Here is a 14,233-nt window from a genome sequence, read left to right on the forward strand (position 1 = left end):
GGGTCGCGAGCGCCCCAATGGGGTTGTTTCATCGTGGTTGTGGCTGGTGGGGGCGGTGGTTGCGGGTTGGTTGGGTTGTGGGGCAAGGGGGAAGTGCTGTCGGGGCCCGGCGTGGCGGCGTGGGCATGGGTGAAGCCCTCGGCAGGATCGAGATGTGAGTCAACCATCCGCCGAGGGCTTCGACCCTCTTTCCTACCAGGTCGTTCTTCCTCTTTCGCGGCAGACCCTGCAGCTGGTCGCCGAGTTGATCCGCGGGCGCCGGCGGCGGTTGCGGTCCCGCTGGCGCAAAGCCGGCCCGGCCGGACAGGCTTTGGTGGTGCTGGCGGTGTTGCGCCACGATCCGCGGCTGGCGCACATCGCCGGCGGTCACGGCGTCTCGGCCTCCACGGTGCGCCGGTGGGTGCTGGAAACCGTCGGCCTGCTCGCCGCCCGCGCCGCCCGGCTGGACCGGGTCCTGGACCGGCTGGCCGCCCGCGGCGCGGCGGTGGCGCTGGTGGACGGAACGCTGATCCGGACCCGCCGCCGGGCCGGGCGCGCCAACCGGGCCCATTACAGCGGCAAGCACAAACAGCACGGGCTGGTCGTGCTCGGGCTGACCGACGAGGCGGGCCGGCTGCTGTGGATCTCCGCGGTCCTGCCGGGCCGCACCGCCGACATCACCGCCGCCCGCCGGCTGCGGATCCGCGAACGGCTCCACGCCCGCGGCCTGTCCCCGGCCGGGGACAAGGGCTTCCACGGCTGGCACAAAGACGTCCGCACCGCCCGCGACTGCCCGCACTGCGGCGGGCCCTGCGAGCAGATCGTGCTCACCCCGTTCAAAGCCGAAACCAACCGGCCGCTGACGAAAGGCCAGAAACAGGCGAACGCGGCGTTCGCCGCGATGCGCTGCGCGGTCGAGGGCGGCTTCGCCGCCCTCAAAAACTGGCGCATCCTCGACAAACTCCGCATGGCACCACGCCACGCCACCACACTGCTGCGCGCCCTGCTCGTCCTCACCCAGCACGAACAACACGCCCGCGACACCGCCCAGCCCACCCCGGCCTGACAACTACCACACCCCGCCAACCCGCCATGACCAGCACAAACCAGGATGAAAAAACCCCAATGTGGCATTGGGTGCGTCCCACGCACCGAACGCCACATTGGGTGCGTCAGATGCACCCAATGTGGCATTGGGGCGCGAGCGGGCTCAGGCGAGCACGACGCGCGCCAGCTCCGCCGGACTAGCCAGCAGCGGGTGTTTCGGCAGCACCCGCACCGTGTAGCCGACCGAGCCCGCTCGGGGCAGGCGCAGGGTCGCGGCGAACGCGCCGATTCCGTCCGGTGTCATCGGGACCTGCACGGCGTCCGCGAGTTCGTCCCCGTCGCCGACCTGGCCCACCACGGCTTGGATGTCCACTTCGGACGGTTCGAGGCCGGCCAGGTCGATCCGGGCGCGGATGGTGACCTCGGTGCCCACGACGAGGCGTTCGGTGTGGTCGTACTGGAGTTCAGCGTCGAAGATCCGCACGCGCGGCCACGCGACTTCCAGTTTGGTCCGGTAGTCCGCCAGCGAAAGCGCGCCCTGGTGGCCGTTGTCGGTGGCGGCGGCAACCATCCTCGATGCGGGCAGATAACCGGAATCCACGTACTCGCGCACCATTCGCGACGCCTGCACGCGCGGGCCCAGCGTTTCGAGCGTGTGCCAGACCATCGCGAGCCAGCCGGTCGGCACGCCGTCCTCGCCGGTGTCGTAGTAGAGCGGCGCGATCTGCTGGCCGAGCAGGTCGTACAGTGCCGCGGCTTCGAGGTCGTCGCGGCGGAGCGGGTCGGTGACGCCGTCCGCGGTGGGGATGGCCCAGCCGTTGGAGCCGTCGTAGCACTCGTCCCACCAACCGTCCTTGATGGACAGGTTCAGGCCGCCGTTGAGCGCCGACTTCATCCCCGACGTGCCGCACGCCTCCAACGTCCGCACCGGGTTGTTCAGCCACACGTCGCAGCCGCGGTAAAGGTAGCGGGCCATCGACATGTCGTAGTCCGGCAGGAAGACGATGCGGTGGCGCACCGCGGGATCGTCGACGAACCGCACGATCTGCTGGATCAGCTGTTTGCCGTTCTCGTCGGCGGGATGCGATTTGCCGCCGATCACGATCTGGATCGGGCGCTTCTCGTCCAGCAGCAGCGCGCGCAGCCGGTCCGGGTCGCGCAGCATCAGCGTGAGCCGTTTGTACGTCGGCACGCGGCGGGCGAAGCCGACGGTCAGCACGTCCGGGTCGAAAACGCGGTCGGTCCAGCCCAGTTCCAGCGCTGACGCGCCGCGCTGCATCCACGCCGCCCGCACCCGCCGCCGGACCTCGCCGACCAGCTTCCCCCGCAGTTCCCGGCGCAGTTCCCACAGCTGCTGGTCGCTGACGCCGTCGCGCAGCGAACTGTCCGGCGTGCGGCCCTCGTGGCCGAACTCCTCGTGGTTGCCGCCGAGCAGCGCGCTCAGCTCACGCGCCACCCAGGTCGGCCCGTGCACGCCGTTGGTGATGGACGCGATCGGCACCTCGGCGTCGTCGAAACCGGGCCACAGGCGGGAAAACATCCGGCGCGTGACACGGCCGTGCAGCTTGGAGACGCCGTTCGCCCGTTGCGCCAGCCGCAGTCCCATGTGCGCCATGTTGAACAGGCCGGGGTTGTCCTCCGCGCCGAGTTGCAGCACGCGGCGGACGTCGACGTCCGGGACGAGCCTGCCGTCGGAGAAATACCGCTGCACGAGGTCGACCGGGAAGCGGTCGATGCCCGCGCTGACCGGCGTGTGCGTGGTGAACACGGTGCCGGCGCGGACCGCGGGCAGCGCCTCGTCGAAGGCGAGACCGTCGGACTGGATGATCTCGCGGGCGCGCTCCAGCCCGAGGAATCCGGCGTGGCCCTCGTTGGTGTGGAACACCTTCGGCTGCGGATGCCCGGTCAGCTCGCAGAACTTCCGCACCGCGCGGAACCCGCCGATGCCGGCCAGGATCTCCTGCCGGATCCGGTGGTCGGCGTCGCCGCCGTACAGCCGGTCGGTGACCGAGCGGAGGTCCTCGTCGTTGGCCTCGATGTCGGTGTCGAGCAGCAGCAGCGGGATCCGGCCGACGCGCGCCCGCCACATCTGCGCGCGCAGGTCGCGTCCGCCGGGCATGGCGACCTCGACCAGCACCGGGCGGCCGTCCTCGGTGACCAGCTCCAGCGGGAAGGCGTTCGGGTCGATCACCGGGTAGTGCTCGACCTGCCAGCCGTCCAGCGACAGGCCCTGGCGGAAGTAGCCGGACCGGTACAGCAGGCCGACGCCGACCATCGGGACACCGAGGTCCGAGGCCGCCTTGAGGTGGTCGCCGGCGAGCACGCCGAGGCCGCCGGAGTAGTTCGGCAGCGCCTCGGTGACCCCGAATTCCATCGAGAAGTACGCGACCGCCTGGGGCAGGCCGTCGTCGGTGCGCCGCTGGTACCAGCGCGGTTCGGTGAGGTAGCGCTCCAGCCCGGCCGCGGCCTCGCGGGTGCGGTTCAGGAAGTCCTCGTCCTTGGCCAGTTCCTCGAGCCGCTCCGGCGGCAGCGCGGTGAGCATGCGCAGCGGGTCGCGGATCTTGTTGAACAGTTCGGCGTCCATCGAGGCGAACAGGTCGCGCGTCGGCGGATGCCAGGTCCAGCGAAGGTTGGTCGCGAGTGCCCCGAGCCCGGCGAGCGGCTCGGGCAGGCTGGCACGGACGGTGAACCGGCGGACTGCACGCATGGTCAGCGACGATATCCGGCCCGCCGCGCGAGCGCTCGCACCCCACTTCGGGGATTGTCCGCGCAGTGCGCCATCCGGGTCAGTAATGTCCCGGTTCGTTGTCGGACGCGGATGGGGAACGAGGGAACATGAGCCGAGGGGGACGCCGGTACGCGCTGGTCGCGCTGGTCGCGGCGACCGTGCTGGGGACAGCCGCGTGCGGGGACAAGACTCCCCCGGCGACGCCGGGAGCCGGGAACGTCGCCGGGCTGCCGGTCACGCACTTCGAGAGCGGGCTGCGGACCGACGCGCCGAAGCCGGACCTGCGGGTGCGCAACGCCAGCGGCAGCGAGGACGACCAGCTCGCCACCGCCGCGATCGCGGACGTGCAGGCGTACTGGACCGAGGCGCTGCCCGCCGAGTTCGGCGGCAAGCGGTTCGAGCCGGTCAAGTCGCTGCTGTCGTACGACTCGAAACGCGACACCGAGGACACCGCGTGCGGCAGCGTCAAGCAGCTGGTGAACGCGTTCTACTGCGCGGGCGACGATTCGGTGGCCTGGGACCGCGGCGTGCTGCTGCCGATGCTGCGCAAGCGGTTCGGGCCGATGTCGGTGGTGACCGTGCTGGCGCACGAGTTCGGCCACGCGATCCAGTACCGGCTCGGGGCGACCGCGGGGATTTCGAAGTCGACGCCGACGGTGGTGAAGGAACAGCAGGCGGACTGCTTCGCCGGCGGGTACTTCCGGTGGGTCGCCGAGGACAAGAGCAAGTTCTACCGGGTGTCGACCGCCGAGGGGCTCGACCAGATCATGGCGGCGATGTTCTTCATCCGCGACCAGGCCGGGACCAGCGCGACGGACCGGCAGGCGCACGGCACGGCCTTCGACCGGACGTACGCGTTCCAGGCCGGGTTCGAGAAGGGGCCGAAGGAATGCGCGGCGATGAACGCGCAGAACGTGCAGAAGCGGTTGACCGAGCGGCCGTTCGACTCGGGCGACAAGGGCAAGGGCGACGCCCCGTTCGACGAGCAGCGGGTGGCGAAGCTGAAGGGCAGCCTCGACGAGGCGTTCCGGGAAGCGGGCGTGCAGGGGCCGCAGTTCCGGGCCGGGTCGGGCAGCTGTCCCGGCGGGCCGAGCACCCCGCCCGCGTCTTATTGCCCCAACGACAACACGGTGGTTTTCGACCAGCGGGCGCTGGAGAAGCTGGCCGAGCCGGTGGACCAGGAAGCCGAGATGGCCGGCCGGCCCGGGGGCGGGTTGGGCGACTTCGCCGCCTTCGCCGAACTGGCGTCGCGGTACGCGATCGGGGTCCAGAAGGGCGTGGGAGCGTCGATCGACACACCCAATGCCGGATTGCGCACGGCTTGCCTCGTGGGGGCTTGGGCGGCGTTCTCGAACCACCCGACCGGCGAAGTGCGGCTGAAGCTGTCGTCCGGCGACCTGGACGAGGCGATCGCAGACCTGCTCCGGCCGGACGGGCTGGTGTCGGCGAACGTGAACGGGGAGCGGCCGGACAGCGGGTTCGACCGGGTCGAGGCGCTGCGGCGGGGCTATCTCGAGGGGTCGTCTTCCTGCTCGAAGCAGTACCCCTGAGCCAGTAATGAAAAAGGGCCGCACCGGAACGCTCCGGTGCGGCCCTTTTCGTCAGCTCAGAACAGGGCGCTCGCCAGGTCGCGGCGGGCCTTCGCGACGCGCTCGTCGGCCGGGTCGAAGAGTTCGAACAGGGCGACCAGGTGTTCGCGGACGCGGTTGCGGTCGTCCCCGGCGGTGCGGCGGACGACGTCGACGAGGCGGCGGAACGCGCCTTCCACGTCCTGTTCCGCGATGTCCAGGTCGGCGGCCGCGAGCTGGGCGTCGATGTCCTTCGGGTCGGCTTCGGCCTTCTCGCGGGCGCTCGGGTCGGCGGCTTCGGCGCGGGCGGTGAACTTGACCTGGGCCAGCGCGTTCTTCGCCAGCTCGTTGGCCGGTTCGGCGTCCAGGATGCGCTCGTACGCGGCCTGCGCGGCGGCGTAGTCGCCCTGCTCGAAGGCTTCCTCGGCCTCGGTGAAGCGCGGGTCTTCCGGCTCCTCGACCGGGCCGCGGGCCTCTTCGGCGGCGCGGATGCCGGGCAGGCGGTCGCGCAGGGCGTCGAGCAGGGAGTTCAGCCACTTGCGGATCTCCGGCTCCGGCAGCGCGCCGGAGAAGGCGTCCACCGGCTGGCCGCCCGCGATCGCGACCACGGTCGGGACCGACTGCGCGCCGAACGCCTGCGCGATGCGCGGGTTCGCCTCGACGTCGACCTTCGCGAGCACCCAGGCGCCGCCGCTCTCGCCGGCCAGCCGCTCCAGCACCGCGGTCAGCTGCTGGCACTGTTCGGAGAACCCGGCCCACAGGTCGACGACCACGAGCTGGTTGAGGGAGAGTTCGACGACGGACTGGAAGGTCGCCTCGGTGACCTCGAGCACCGTGTCCGACGGAGGCGCGGACGTGCCGCCCGGCTGTCCCGCCCCCGAAGGCGGCTGGTTCCGGGACGCCTCCGCCCTGGCTTTGAGCGCGGACAGGTCGACCGCGCCGGACAACGCGGCGGACATGGCCGCTGAGTTCGCTGCAGATCCGCGTGGGTGTGTCACGCCCTCCATCCTGGCACGCCTCGCCGCGAGAGTTCAGCAGCAGCCCCGAGGTTCGCTTTTGGCATGCGCACTCCGCTGAGGCATGCTCTGCGCGAGGACAACGAGGAGGCCGCAGGATGCTCAGCCGGCGCAACGTCACGGTGGCCGCGGCCGTCGTGGTCGCGGTGGCGTGGATCGCCAGCATCACGGCGACCCGTCGCGCACCAGGACCCGCCCGGCGCGGCGTCCCCGCCGGAACTGCGCACGGAGCTGACCGCGGCGCTGAGCGGGCGGGACGCAGACGCGCTCGCCGGGCTCTTCGACGTCCCCGGCTCCGGCGGCGACGACCTCGCCAAGGACTACGTCAGCGTCCTCAAGGACGGCAACGCGCACGACATCTCCGTGCGGCTCGCGCCGGACGAGCGCTCGCCGACCGCGGCCGTCGTGCAGGGGAAGACCGGGGCGGGCGAGCAGTTCAGCTACCGGCTCGCGGTGACCAGCGCCAAGGGACGCTGGACCGTCGCGTTCACGCCGCCGATTCCGTAGCTCAGTCCTCGCGCAGGTGCGCTTCCACGCGCTCGACCTTCGCGGTGAGCTGGCCGGAGTCGTAACCGGGGCGGATGTCGGCCTTCAGCACCAGCCCGACGCGCGCCGAGCCCTCCCCCGCGGCTTCCACCGCCTTCTTCACCACCGCCATCACGGAGTCCCAGTCGCCTTCGATCTCCGTGAACATCGAGCTGGTCGAGTTCGGCAGGCCCGATTCGCGCACCACCTTCACCGCGCGCGAGACGGCCTCGCTCACTCCGCCGTCCGGTTCCCCCGCCGAGGGGCTCACGCTGAACGCGACGATCATGCCGGATTCCTTTCGCTGTTCTCGCAGGGCGACCCCCACGACCGGGGTACCCGCTGGTAGCTTCGGTTGCCATGAACCGTCCGCTGCCGTTCGATCCGATCGCCCGTGCCGCGCAGCTGTGGGAAGACCGGATCGGCCCGGCCGGAACCATGGCCGCGGTCACCGGTGTGATGCGGGTGCAGCAGATCATCCAGTCGGCGGTCGACGGCGCTCTCAAGCCGCACGGCCTCACCTTCGCCCGCTACGAGGCGCTGGTGCTGCTCACCTTCTCCCGCAACGCGCGGCTGCCGATGCGGGTGATGGGCGAACGGCTCCAGCTGCATCCCACCAGCGTCACCAACATAGTAGACCGGCTCGAGCGCGACGGGCTCGTGAAGCGCGTGCCGCATCCCACCGACCGGCGCACCACGCTCGTCGAGATCACCGACGAGGGGCGCGCGCTGCGGGAAACCGCCACCGCCGCGGTCACCGGCATCGACTTCGGGCTCACCGGGCTCACCGAGCGGCAGGTGGAGCAGCTGACCGACCTGCTCACCAAGGTCCGCAAGTCCGCGGGCGACTTCACCTCGTAACGCACGAAGGGCCCGCGCGGTTCGCACGGGCCCTTCGGCAAAAGCGGAAGATCAGACGCCGACCGGCTCCTGCGCGCGGACGAAGAGGCCGACGCCGCCGTGGGTCAGCCGCTGTGGGCCGTCCAGCTTGCCGTTGCGCAGGGCCCACTTCTCGAACAGCCAGGTGAACAGCGGCGGAATGCTCGCGAGCAGCGCCAGCACCAGGGTCTTGCCGCGCCAGCCCAGCGGCTTGGCCACGGACAGGGAGACGATCACGTACAGGGCGAAGACGACGCCGTGCACCATGCCGAGGACGGGCACGCCGCCCTCGTTAGACGCGTCGACGACGTACTTGAGAAACATCCCGATCAGCAAGCCGAGCCAGGACAGAGCCTCGGCGACTGCGGCCACGCGGAACACGAGAGCGGCCTTGCTGGACACGACATCCTCCTGTGCGTCACCCGGTGCGTGCTGACTGCACACACAAAAAACACGTCCGACGGACTGTCCAAGGCGGACGGAAACCGCCTGGCGTCAACAGCACTGTCGAACGGGTATGAGACCAGTGTGAGGCGTGACCGGCCTCACCGGAACACCGGGGCCCGTGACTCTGGTCACGAGCGATCGCGGCAAAGGTCCGAACCAATTCCGGACGAGAGCCGGAAACAGGCGGGAAATGCCCGGTTAACGGGAAAGGCCGCCTCCCGATCCCAGGATCCGGGAGGCGGCCTTCACTTACCGTCCACGTGCGAACACTAACCGGCACAAGGAGAAGGCGGCGCGGAGGAGGGTGACGTTCCCCACGTGGCCTTCGGCGCGTCGGCGGTCAGCGCGAAGTCCAGAGTGGACCCGCGGCGCAGTTGTTCGAGACTGACGAACGTTTTGTCCGACGCCGTGCCGTTGACGCGCAGCCCCGAGACGTACTGCAATTGCGCCCCGTTCGCGCCGCGCGCGTTGATGGTGAAGTCGCGGCCGTTCGGCAGGTGCACCACGGACTTGGCGAACCGCGGCGCGTTCAGCACGAAGTTGCCGGTGCCTGGAACGGCCGGGTAGAGGCCAAGCGCGCTGAAGACGTACCAGGCGGACATGGTGCCGAGGTCGTCGTTGCCGGTGACTCCGTTGGGGGCGTTCGTGAACAAGGTGTGCGCGGCCCGCACCACCGCGGAGGTCTTCCACGGCTGTCCGGTGAGCGTGTACATCCACGGCGAGTGCAGATCGGGCTCGTTGTTGGGGTTGTAGCGGAACTGCTTGTAGTAGTCGTACGGGCCGACGACCCACTTCTCGTGCGCGGTCTTCGCCGGGTCCTTCACCAGGTCGTCGTAGGCGAAGAAGTCGTCGAGCCGCTTGCCCGCGTTGGCCGCGCCGCCCATCTTCGCGACCAGTCCGGGCACGTCCTGCTGCACCAGCCACTGGTACTGCCAGGCCGTGCCCTCGTGGAAGCCGTCCTGGCCCTGCGGGCTGTACGGGCCGTCAGCCGGGGTGTACCAGCTGCCGCCGGTGACCTTCGGGCGGAAGTAGCCGGTGAAGCCGCGGTCGGTCACGGACGGATCCCACAGCGTCGCGTACGTCCGGCCCTTGGCGGCGAGTTGCTTCGCGTCTTGCTTGCGGCCGAGCGCGGAGGCCATCACCGAGAGGGAGCAGTCGGCGAGGGCGTATTCCAGCGTCGCGGACGCGCCGTGTGCCGGATCGGTGTCCTGGCCCTTTTTCGGGAAATTCGGGTCGTATTGGACGAATCCGTCGGCCTGGTAGCTCGCGTTGCCGGAGCGGCCTTGGAACGGCGACGACGCGGGCGGGATCTCGGTCGAATTCTGCAGCAGCGCTTGGTAGGCGTGCATTTCTTCGCCGCTCAGCGCGCCGAACCGCCACAGGTCGACCAGGAACGGCGTGACCGGGTCGCCGGTCATCGTGTTCGTTTCCTGGCTCGCGTACGCCCAGCGCGGGAGCCAGCCGCCCTGGTCGTGGATGGCGAGGATGCTCTTCGCGATGTCGCGGGCACGGTCCGGTTTCAGCAGCGCCAGCAACTGGTTCTGCGAGCGATAGGTGTCCCAGAGGGAGAAGAAGTCGTAGTACGTCCAGCCGATCGCGCGGTGGATCTTCTTGTCGAAGCCGTAGTACCGGCCGTCGGCGTCGTTCGCGGTCAGCGGTTGCAGGAAGGCGTGGTAGAGCGAGGTGTAGAAGACCGTGCGGTCGTCCGGGGTGCCGCCGGTGATGTCCACACTGGACAGTTCACGTCGCCAGTCTCGCTGGACGTCCTTCTTCACGGCGTCGAACGGACGGACGCGCGAGGCGGCGAGGTTCGTGTCCGCGCCGCGAGCGTCCACTTGGGAAATCGACGTGGTGGCAGTGACTTGACCGCCCTTGGGGAAGGTCAGCCACGCACCGCGCAGGCCCACGCCGCCTTGTGCCGAGCGGCTGCCGGGCGTGCCGCCTTCTGGCGACCACGTGCCGTACGAGGAGAACGGCTGGTCGAATTTCGTGGTGAAGTAAGTGGTGTAGGGCTTGCCGCCGCAGAAAGCTTGCGATTCGACGGTGCCCGCGATGGTGTGGTCGTCGACGATCCGGACGCTGCTGCCGCTGACCGGTTCCTTCGCGTTGGCCTGTCCGACATTCACGAAAACGTTGGCCGGGCCGGATTTGTCGAAGGAATACCGTTCGACGCCGCTGCGGGTACTGGCGGTGGTTTCGACGTCGATGCCGCCGTAGCCGGTGAGATGCACCTTGTAGTAGCCGGGTTTGCCGACTTCGCCTTCGTGCGTGTACGGCGCGGCGTACTTGGCTTGGTCGAAGGTCGCCGGCTTGCTGGTGTCGAACGCCGCGCCCGGGCCGATGTCGCCGGTGGTGGGCAGCATGGACACCAGGCCGCCCTGTTCCCAGCAGCCCGCGCCGGACAGGAAGAAGTGCCCGAAGCCGCGGATCGCGGTGTCGGTGTAGAGGTATCCGGCGTAGTGCGTGGTGATCGGGCTGGACTGGACCATGCCGAACGGCGCGGACGCACCGGGGAAGGTGTTGCCCTCGTCCTGGGTGCCGATGAACGTGTTCACCGCGTCCAGCGGATCGGCCGGACGCGCCTGTGCCGCGACCGGCGTCAGCGCGGCCGCGACCACGGCGAGCGCCGTCGCGCCCGCCACAACTCTGCTCCTCATGAGACTCCTTGGAAAAGTCCGCAGAAGCGGCTCCCCGCGGGAATTCCCGCCGGGAGCCCTTCTGCGGAACGAGTGGATCAGCCCGCGGCGATGGCGAACACGTGCAGGGAGCCGCCGCTGACGCCGCTCGGCAGCGTCACGCTCGCGACGGTTTTGCCCGCGTCCAGCGTGATCGGCGCGGTGGCGAACACCATCGTGCGGATCTGCTGCGGGTCGCCGCCCGCGGAGTTGCGGTACGGCGTGGACAGGACGATCCGGTTGCCGAACGCCGGCTGCGCTCCGCCGCCGCCGAGCGTCCAGTCGGAGAATCCGATGGTGGCAGTGGACTTGCTGCCGTCGGTGTAGGTGACGGTGAGCGTGCCTTGCGCGTTGCCGTTGCTGGCGGAGCCGAGCAGCGCGAGCCGTCCCGAACCGGACAGGTTGATCGTCTGCCCCGAGGCCACGACGTTGTCCGGGTCGCCGACCGGGAACGACGGCCAGGTGAAGTTCAGCCCGTCGCTCGACACCGTGCTGCCCGGCTTGGCGCCGGCCTTGGCCAGTGCGTCCGCGGAGTAGCTCCAGCCGCCGCCGTCGAAGTTCCCGGCCGCCGAGTTGGAGTCCGGCGACAGACCGGTGTTGTTCACCGTGGCCAGCCAGCTGTTCGGCTTCGCCACCAGGACGGTCAGCACCGCCTGGACGTCCGCGAGACCCGGCGAGGAGAAGGTGACCGGGATCCGGCGCGGACCGTCAGAGGTGCCTGCCGGAACGCTCACCGTCACGTCAGCGTGGCCCTTGCCCGCCGCCGGAACCTGGACGGAACCGGTCGCGGGCGTCAGCGTGATGCCGTCCGCGCTGCCCGCGGAGTAGGTCCAGGTCCTCGCGGTGCCGGACAGATCCTGCACGCCCACCGAAGCGGTCGAGGTCGTGCCAGCGGGCACCACCGCGCGTGCCGGGTCCACAAAGGACAGGCTCGGCTTCTCCTGTTCGCGGAACGACGGCGGCGCGTCAGCCGGCGCGGAACCCCACGCGGTCACGGTCGTCGAGCGAGTGAAGTCCAGCTTGCCGCCCTGCGAGATCAGCCCTTCCGACAGCCACGCCTTGGTGGCCATGCCGCCGTTCACCTTCAGGCCGCTGGTGTACTCGCCGGTACCGGGAGCGTTGACGGTGATCTTCTTGCCCGCTCCGGTGGTCACCTCGGCGTGCGCGAAACGCGGCGTGGTCAGCACGGTTTCGGCGCGGCCCGGGATCTCCGGGTAGACGCCGAGCGCGGACCAGACGTACCAGGACGACATCTGCCCGAGGTCGTCGTTGCCGATCAAGCCTTCCGGACGCGGGTTGTACAGCTCGTCCATCGCCCGGCGCACGATGTTCTGCGTCTTCGCCGGAGCACCCGCGAACGAGTACACGTACGGCGCGTTCGAGTTCGGCTCGTTGCCCAAGAACGCGTACGGCTCATGGGTTCCGGCGTTCAGCTTCGTGAAGAAAGTGTCCAAACGCGACTGCGTGGCGGTAGGGCCGCCGAACGCGGTCACGAGACCGGCGAGGTCGTACGGGACCATCCAGTCGTACTGCGCGCCGTTGCCCTCGACCCAGCCCTGCGAGCTGGCCGGGTCGTAGTTCCCGGAGAACGAGCCGTCCGCGTTGCGCGGCTGCAGGTGTCCGCTGCCCGGGTTGTAGAGGTTCTGCCAGTACTGCGCCCGCTTCATGAACGTGGTGTACGTGGCGCTGTCGCCGAGCCGCTTCGCGAACTGGGCGATGGCGAAGTCCGCGCTCGTGTACTCCAGGGTGTCCGCCGCCGCGCCGGGCACGTAGCCGAGCCGCTGGTAGTCCTGCAGACCCGGCCGTTCGGTGTAGCCCTGCGTCGGCTGCGTCGCGCCCTTGATCATGAGCAGCAACGCTTTCTGCGCGTCGAAGTCACGCGCGCCGAACGCGTAGGCGCTGGAAACGATGATGTGGTAAGGATCCCCGTTCATCACGCCGGTGTAGTCGTTCGCCACCGTCCAGCGGTCCCACGAACCGCCCTGTTCGGCGAAGGCCATCATCGAGCGCACGAGGTCCGAGGTCTGCTTCGGCGCGATAGTGGCCAGCAGCGGGACTTCGGAGCGGTAGATGTCCCAGCCGGAGATGTTGGTGTACATCGCGTGGCCGCGGTCGGCCTGGTGGATCCGGCCGTCGAAGCCCGGGTAGCGACCGTCCACATCGGAGAACACGTTCGGCTGGATCAGCGAGTGGTACAGCGAGGTGTAGAACGTCGTGGTGTCGGCGTCGCTGCCGCCGCTGACCTGGATCTTGCCGAGCTGGTCGTTCCACGCCTGCCGCGCGGACGCGGCCACCTGGTCGAACGACTTCTTGCCGTTGTTCTCCGCCTTCAGGTTCGCCTTCGCCCCGTCGACGGACACAAAGGACAGTCCGACCTGGACGTTGACCTGCGCGCCGTTGAGGTTCGGGAACGTCACGTACCCGCCGCTGCCCGGTCCGCTGACCGTGGTGTCCTGAGGCTTGGCCTTCGCCGGGCGCGCCATCGAGGAGCCGATGCCGTTGGGCTGGGCGACCTTCGCCCTGGCGCCGCCGGTCTCCGCGGTCTTGCCCGGCGTCACCGCGCCGTTCTTCCACGTCCCGACCGACTCGAACGGGGTGTCGAACTTCGCCGAGAAGTAGACCCGGTACGAGTTCTTCGCGCCGCAGAATCGGCCGCTGGTCGCCCAGCCGCTGATGGTGTCCTTGCCGATGCTGATCGACGCGTCGTCGGTGCCGTTGACCGAGCCGGAAGTGTTGACCAGCAACGTCGACGCCGCGCCCGCCGGGTAGGTGAAGCGGCCGGAACCGGTGCGCTGGGTCGCGCTCAGTTCGACCTTGGCGCCGTTGTCGAGGGCGACGTCGTACGCGCCGGCGGTCGCGTGCTCGTTCTTGTGGTCGAAGGTCGAGGTGTAGTGGCCCGGGTCGGTCGCGGGCGACGTGCTGATCTCGCCGACGTACGGCATGAACGGCAGGTCCTGATACGTGGTGCAGCCCGCGCCGGAAAGGTGCGTGAGGCTGAAGCCGGTGATCGTGTTGTCGTCGTAGAAATAGCCGCCCGGCTGGGATTTCTTCGTGTCCGGGCTCCACTGCACCATGCCGAACGGCGCGACCGCGCCGGGGAAGGTGTTGCCCGCGCCGCCGCCGGTCCCGTGGTCCGCGCCGCCGGGCCGGGTGCCGACGAACGGGTTCACCCACTTCGCCAGGTCAGCGGTCTTCGCGGCGTTCGCCCCGGTGTCGGCCAGTGCGGGAGCAGCGGGGACCAAGGAGGCCCCAGCCGCCACTACCGCGGAAGTCAGGAAGATCAGTCCGGCTCTCCAGCGCGCTCGCGCCATCGCCATCGCCTCTCCAGTTGTCCGGCGCGAACCCGCCGTCACCGACCTCGAGGCATCG

Annotated in this window: 10 protein-coding genes; 4 read left to right on the top strand and 6 right to left on the bottom strand. The window is 69.7% G+C overall.

Features of this window, described 5'->3' with window-relative positions; all coding sequences use genetic code 11:
* Positions 1–154 precede the first annotated feature (154 nt).
* Positions 155–1,045, top strand: a complete 891-nt coding sequence (locus tag DMP23_RS25825) for a transposase family protein (RefSeq protein ID WP_238603392.1) — start codon at positions 155–157, stop codon at positions 1,043–1,045.
* 144 nt (positions 1,046–1,189) lie between these two features.
* Here the strand turns inward: DMP23_RS25825 and glgP are convergent, their stop codons facing one another.
* Positions 1,190–3,733 (bottom strand): alpha-glucan family phosphorylase, encoded by a 2,544-nt coding sequence (gene glgP, locus DMP23_RS25830; protein ID WP_337822774.1) that lies wholly within the window; start codon positions 3,731–3,733, stop codon positions 1,190–1,192.
* Positions 3,734–3,861: 128 nt separating this feature from the next.
* On the opposite strand from glgP, the gene DMP23_RS25835 reads away from it, so the two are divergent.
* Complete coding sequence (locus tag DMP23_RS25835; RefSeq protein ID WP_337822775.1) at positions 3,862–5,304, top strand: neutral zinc metallopeptidase; 1,443 nt, start codon at positions 3,862–3,864, stop codon at positions 5,302–5,304.
* A gap of 56 nt (positions 5,305–5,360) precedes the next feature.
* Here DMP23_RS25835 and DMP23_RS25840 read toward each other — a convergent pair whose 3' ends face one another.
* Complete coding sequence (locus DMP23_RS25840; RefSeq protein ID WP_199817577.1) at positions 5,361–6,281, bottom strand: tetratricopeptide repeat protein; 921 nt, start codon at positions 6,279–6,281, stop codon at positions 5,361–5,363.
* A gap of 102 nt (positions 6,282–6,383) precedes the next feature.
* Here DMP23_RS25840 and DMP23_RS25845 point away from each other — a divergent pair, with 102 nt between their 5' ends.
* Entirely contained in the window at positions 6,384–6,845 is a 462-nt protein-coding gene (locus DMP23_RS25845; RefSeq protein ID WP_337822776.1) for a hypothetical protein, read from the top strand.
* Position 6,846: 1 nt separating this feature from the next.
* On the opposite strand, the gene DMP23_RS25850 is transcribed toward DMP23_RS25845, so the two are convergent.
* Positions 6,847–7,152, bottom strand: coding sequence for a thiamine-binding protein (locus DMP23_RS25850; protein ID WP_043839187.1), 306 nt, complete (start codon positions 7,150–7,152; stop codon positions 6,847–6,849).
* 71 nt (positions 7,153–7,223) lie between these two features.
* Here DMP23_RS25850 and DMP23_RS25855 point away from each other — a divergent pair, with 71 nt between their 5' ends.
* Positions 7,224–7,724, top strand: coding sequence for a MarR family winged helix-turn-helix transcriptional regulator (locus DMP23_RS25855; protein WP_037811883.1), 501 nt, complete (start codon positions 7,224–7,226; stop codon positions 7,722–7,724).
* A gap of 51 nt (positions 7,725–7,775) precedes the next feature.
* Here the strand turns inward: DMP23_RS25855 and DMP23_RS25860 are convergent, their stop codons facing one another.
* From DMP23_RS25860 to DMP23_RS25870, 3 genes are all read right to left on the bottom strand, one after another.
* Positions 7,776–8,144: a DUF3817 domain-containing protein gene (locus tag DMP23_RS25860; RefSeq protein ID WP_037811885.1), complete on the bottom strand. Its 369-nt coding sequence runs from the start codon at positions 8,142–8,144 to the stop codon at positions 7,776–7,778.
* A 314-nt stretch (positions 8,145–8,458) separates the two neighbouring features.
* Entirely contained in the window at positions 8,459–10,846 is a 2,388-nt protein-coding gene (locus tag DMP23_RS25865) for a GH92 family glycosyl hydrolase (protein ID WP_337822777.1), read from the bottom strand.
* A 77-nt stretch (positions 10,847–10,923) separates the two neighbouring features.
* Positions 10,924–14,181 carry a GH92 family glycosyl hydrolase gene (locus DMP23_RS25870; RefSeq protein WP_337822778.1) on the bottom strand — a complete coding sequence of 1,086 codons (3,258 nt, stop codon included), beginning with the start codon at positions 14,179–14,181 and terminating at the stop codon, positions 10,924–10,926.
* Between the last annotated feature and the right edge of the window lie 52 nt (positions 14,182–14,233).

Source organism: Amycolatopsis sp. A1MSW2902, assembly GCF_017312175.1.
GTDB lineage: Bacteria > Actinomycetota > Actinomycetes > Mycobacteriales > Pseudonocardiaceae > Amycolatopsis > Amycolatopsis nivea.

Excerpts from the sequence above, each read along its gene's own strand:
- glgP (WP_337822774.1), bottom strand. The coding sequence starts at position 3,733 with ATGCGTGCAGTCCGCCGGTTCACCGTCCGTGCCAGCCTGCCCGAGCCG.
- DMP23_RS25835 (WP_337822775.1), top strand. The coding sequence starts at position 3,862 with ATGAGCCGAGGGGGACGCCGGTACGCGCTGGTCGCGCTGGTCGCGGCG.
- DMP23_RS25840 (WP_199817577.1), bottom strand. The coding sequence starts at position 6,281 with ATGTCCGCCGCGTTGTCCGGCGCGGTCGACCTGTCCGCGCTCAAAGCC.
- DMP23_RS25845 (WP_337822776.1), top strand. The coding sequence starts at position 6,384 with ATGCGCACTCCGCTGAGGCATGCTCTGCGCGAGGACAACGAGGAGGCC.
- DMP23_RS25850 (WP_043839187.1), bottom strand. The coding sequence starts at position 7,152 with ATGATCGTCGCGTTCAGCGTGAGCCCCTCGGCGGGGGAACCGGACGGC.
- DMP23_RS25855 (WP_037811883.1), top strand. The coding sequence starts at position 7,224 with ATGAACCGTCCGCTGCCGTTCGATCCGATCGCCCGTGCCGCGCAGCTG.
- DMP23_RS25865 (WP_337822777.1), bottom strand. The coding sequence starts at position 10,846 with ATGAGGAGCAGAGTTGTGGCGGGCGCGACGGCGCTCGCCGTGGTCGCG.
- DMP23_RS25870 (WP_337822778.1), bottom strand. The coding sequence starts at position 14,181 with ATGGCGATGGCGCGAGCGCGCTGGAGAGCCGGACTGATCTTCCTGACT.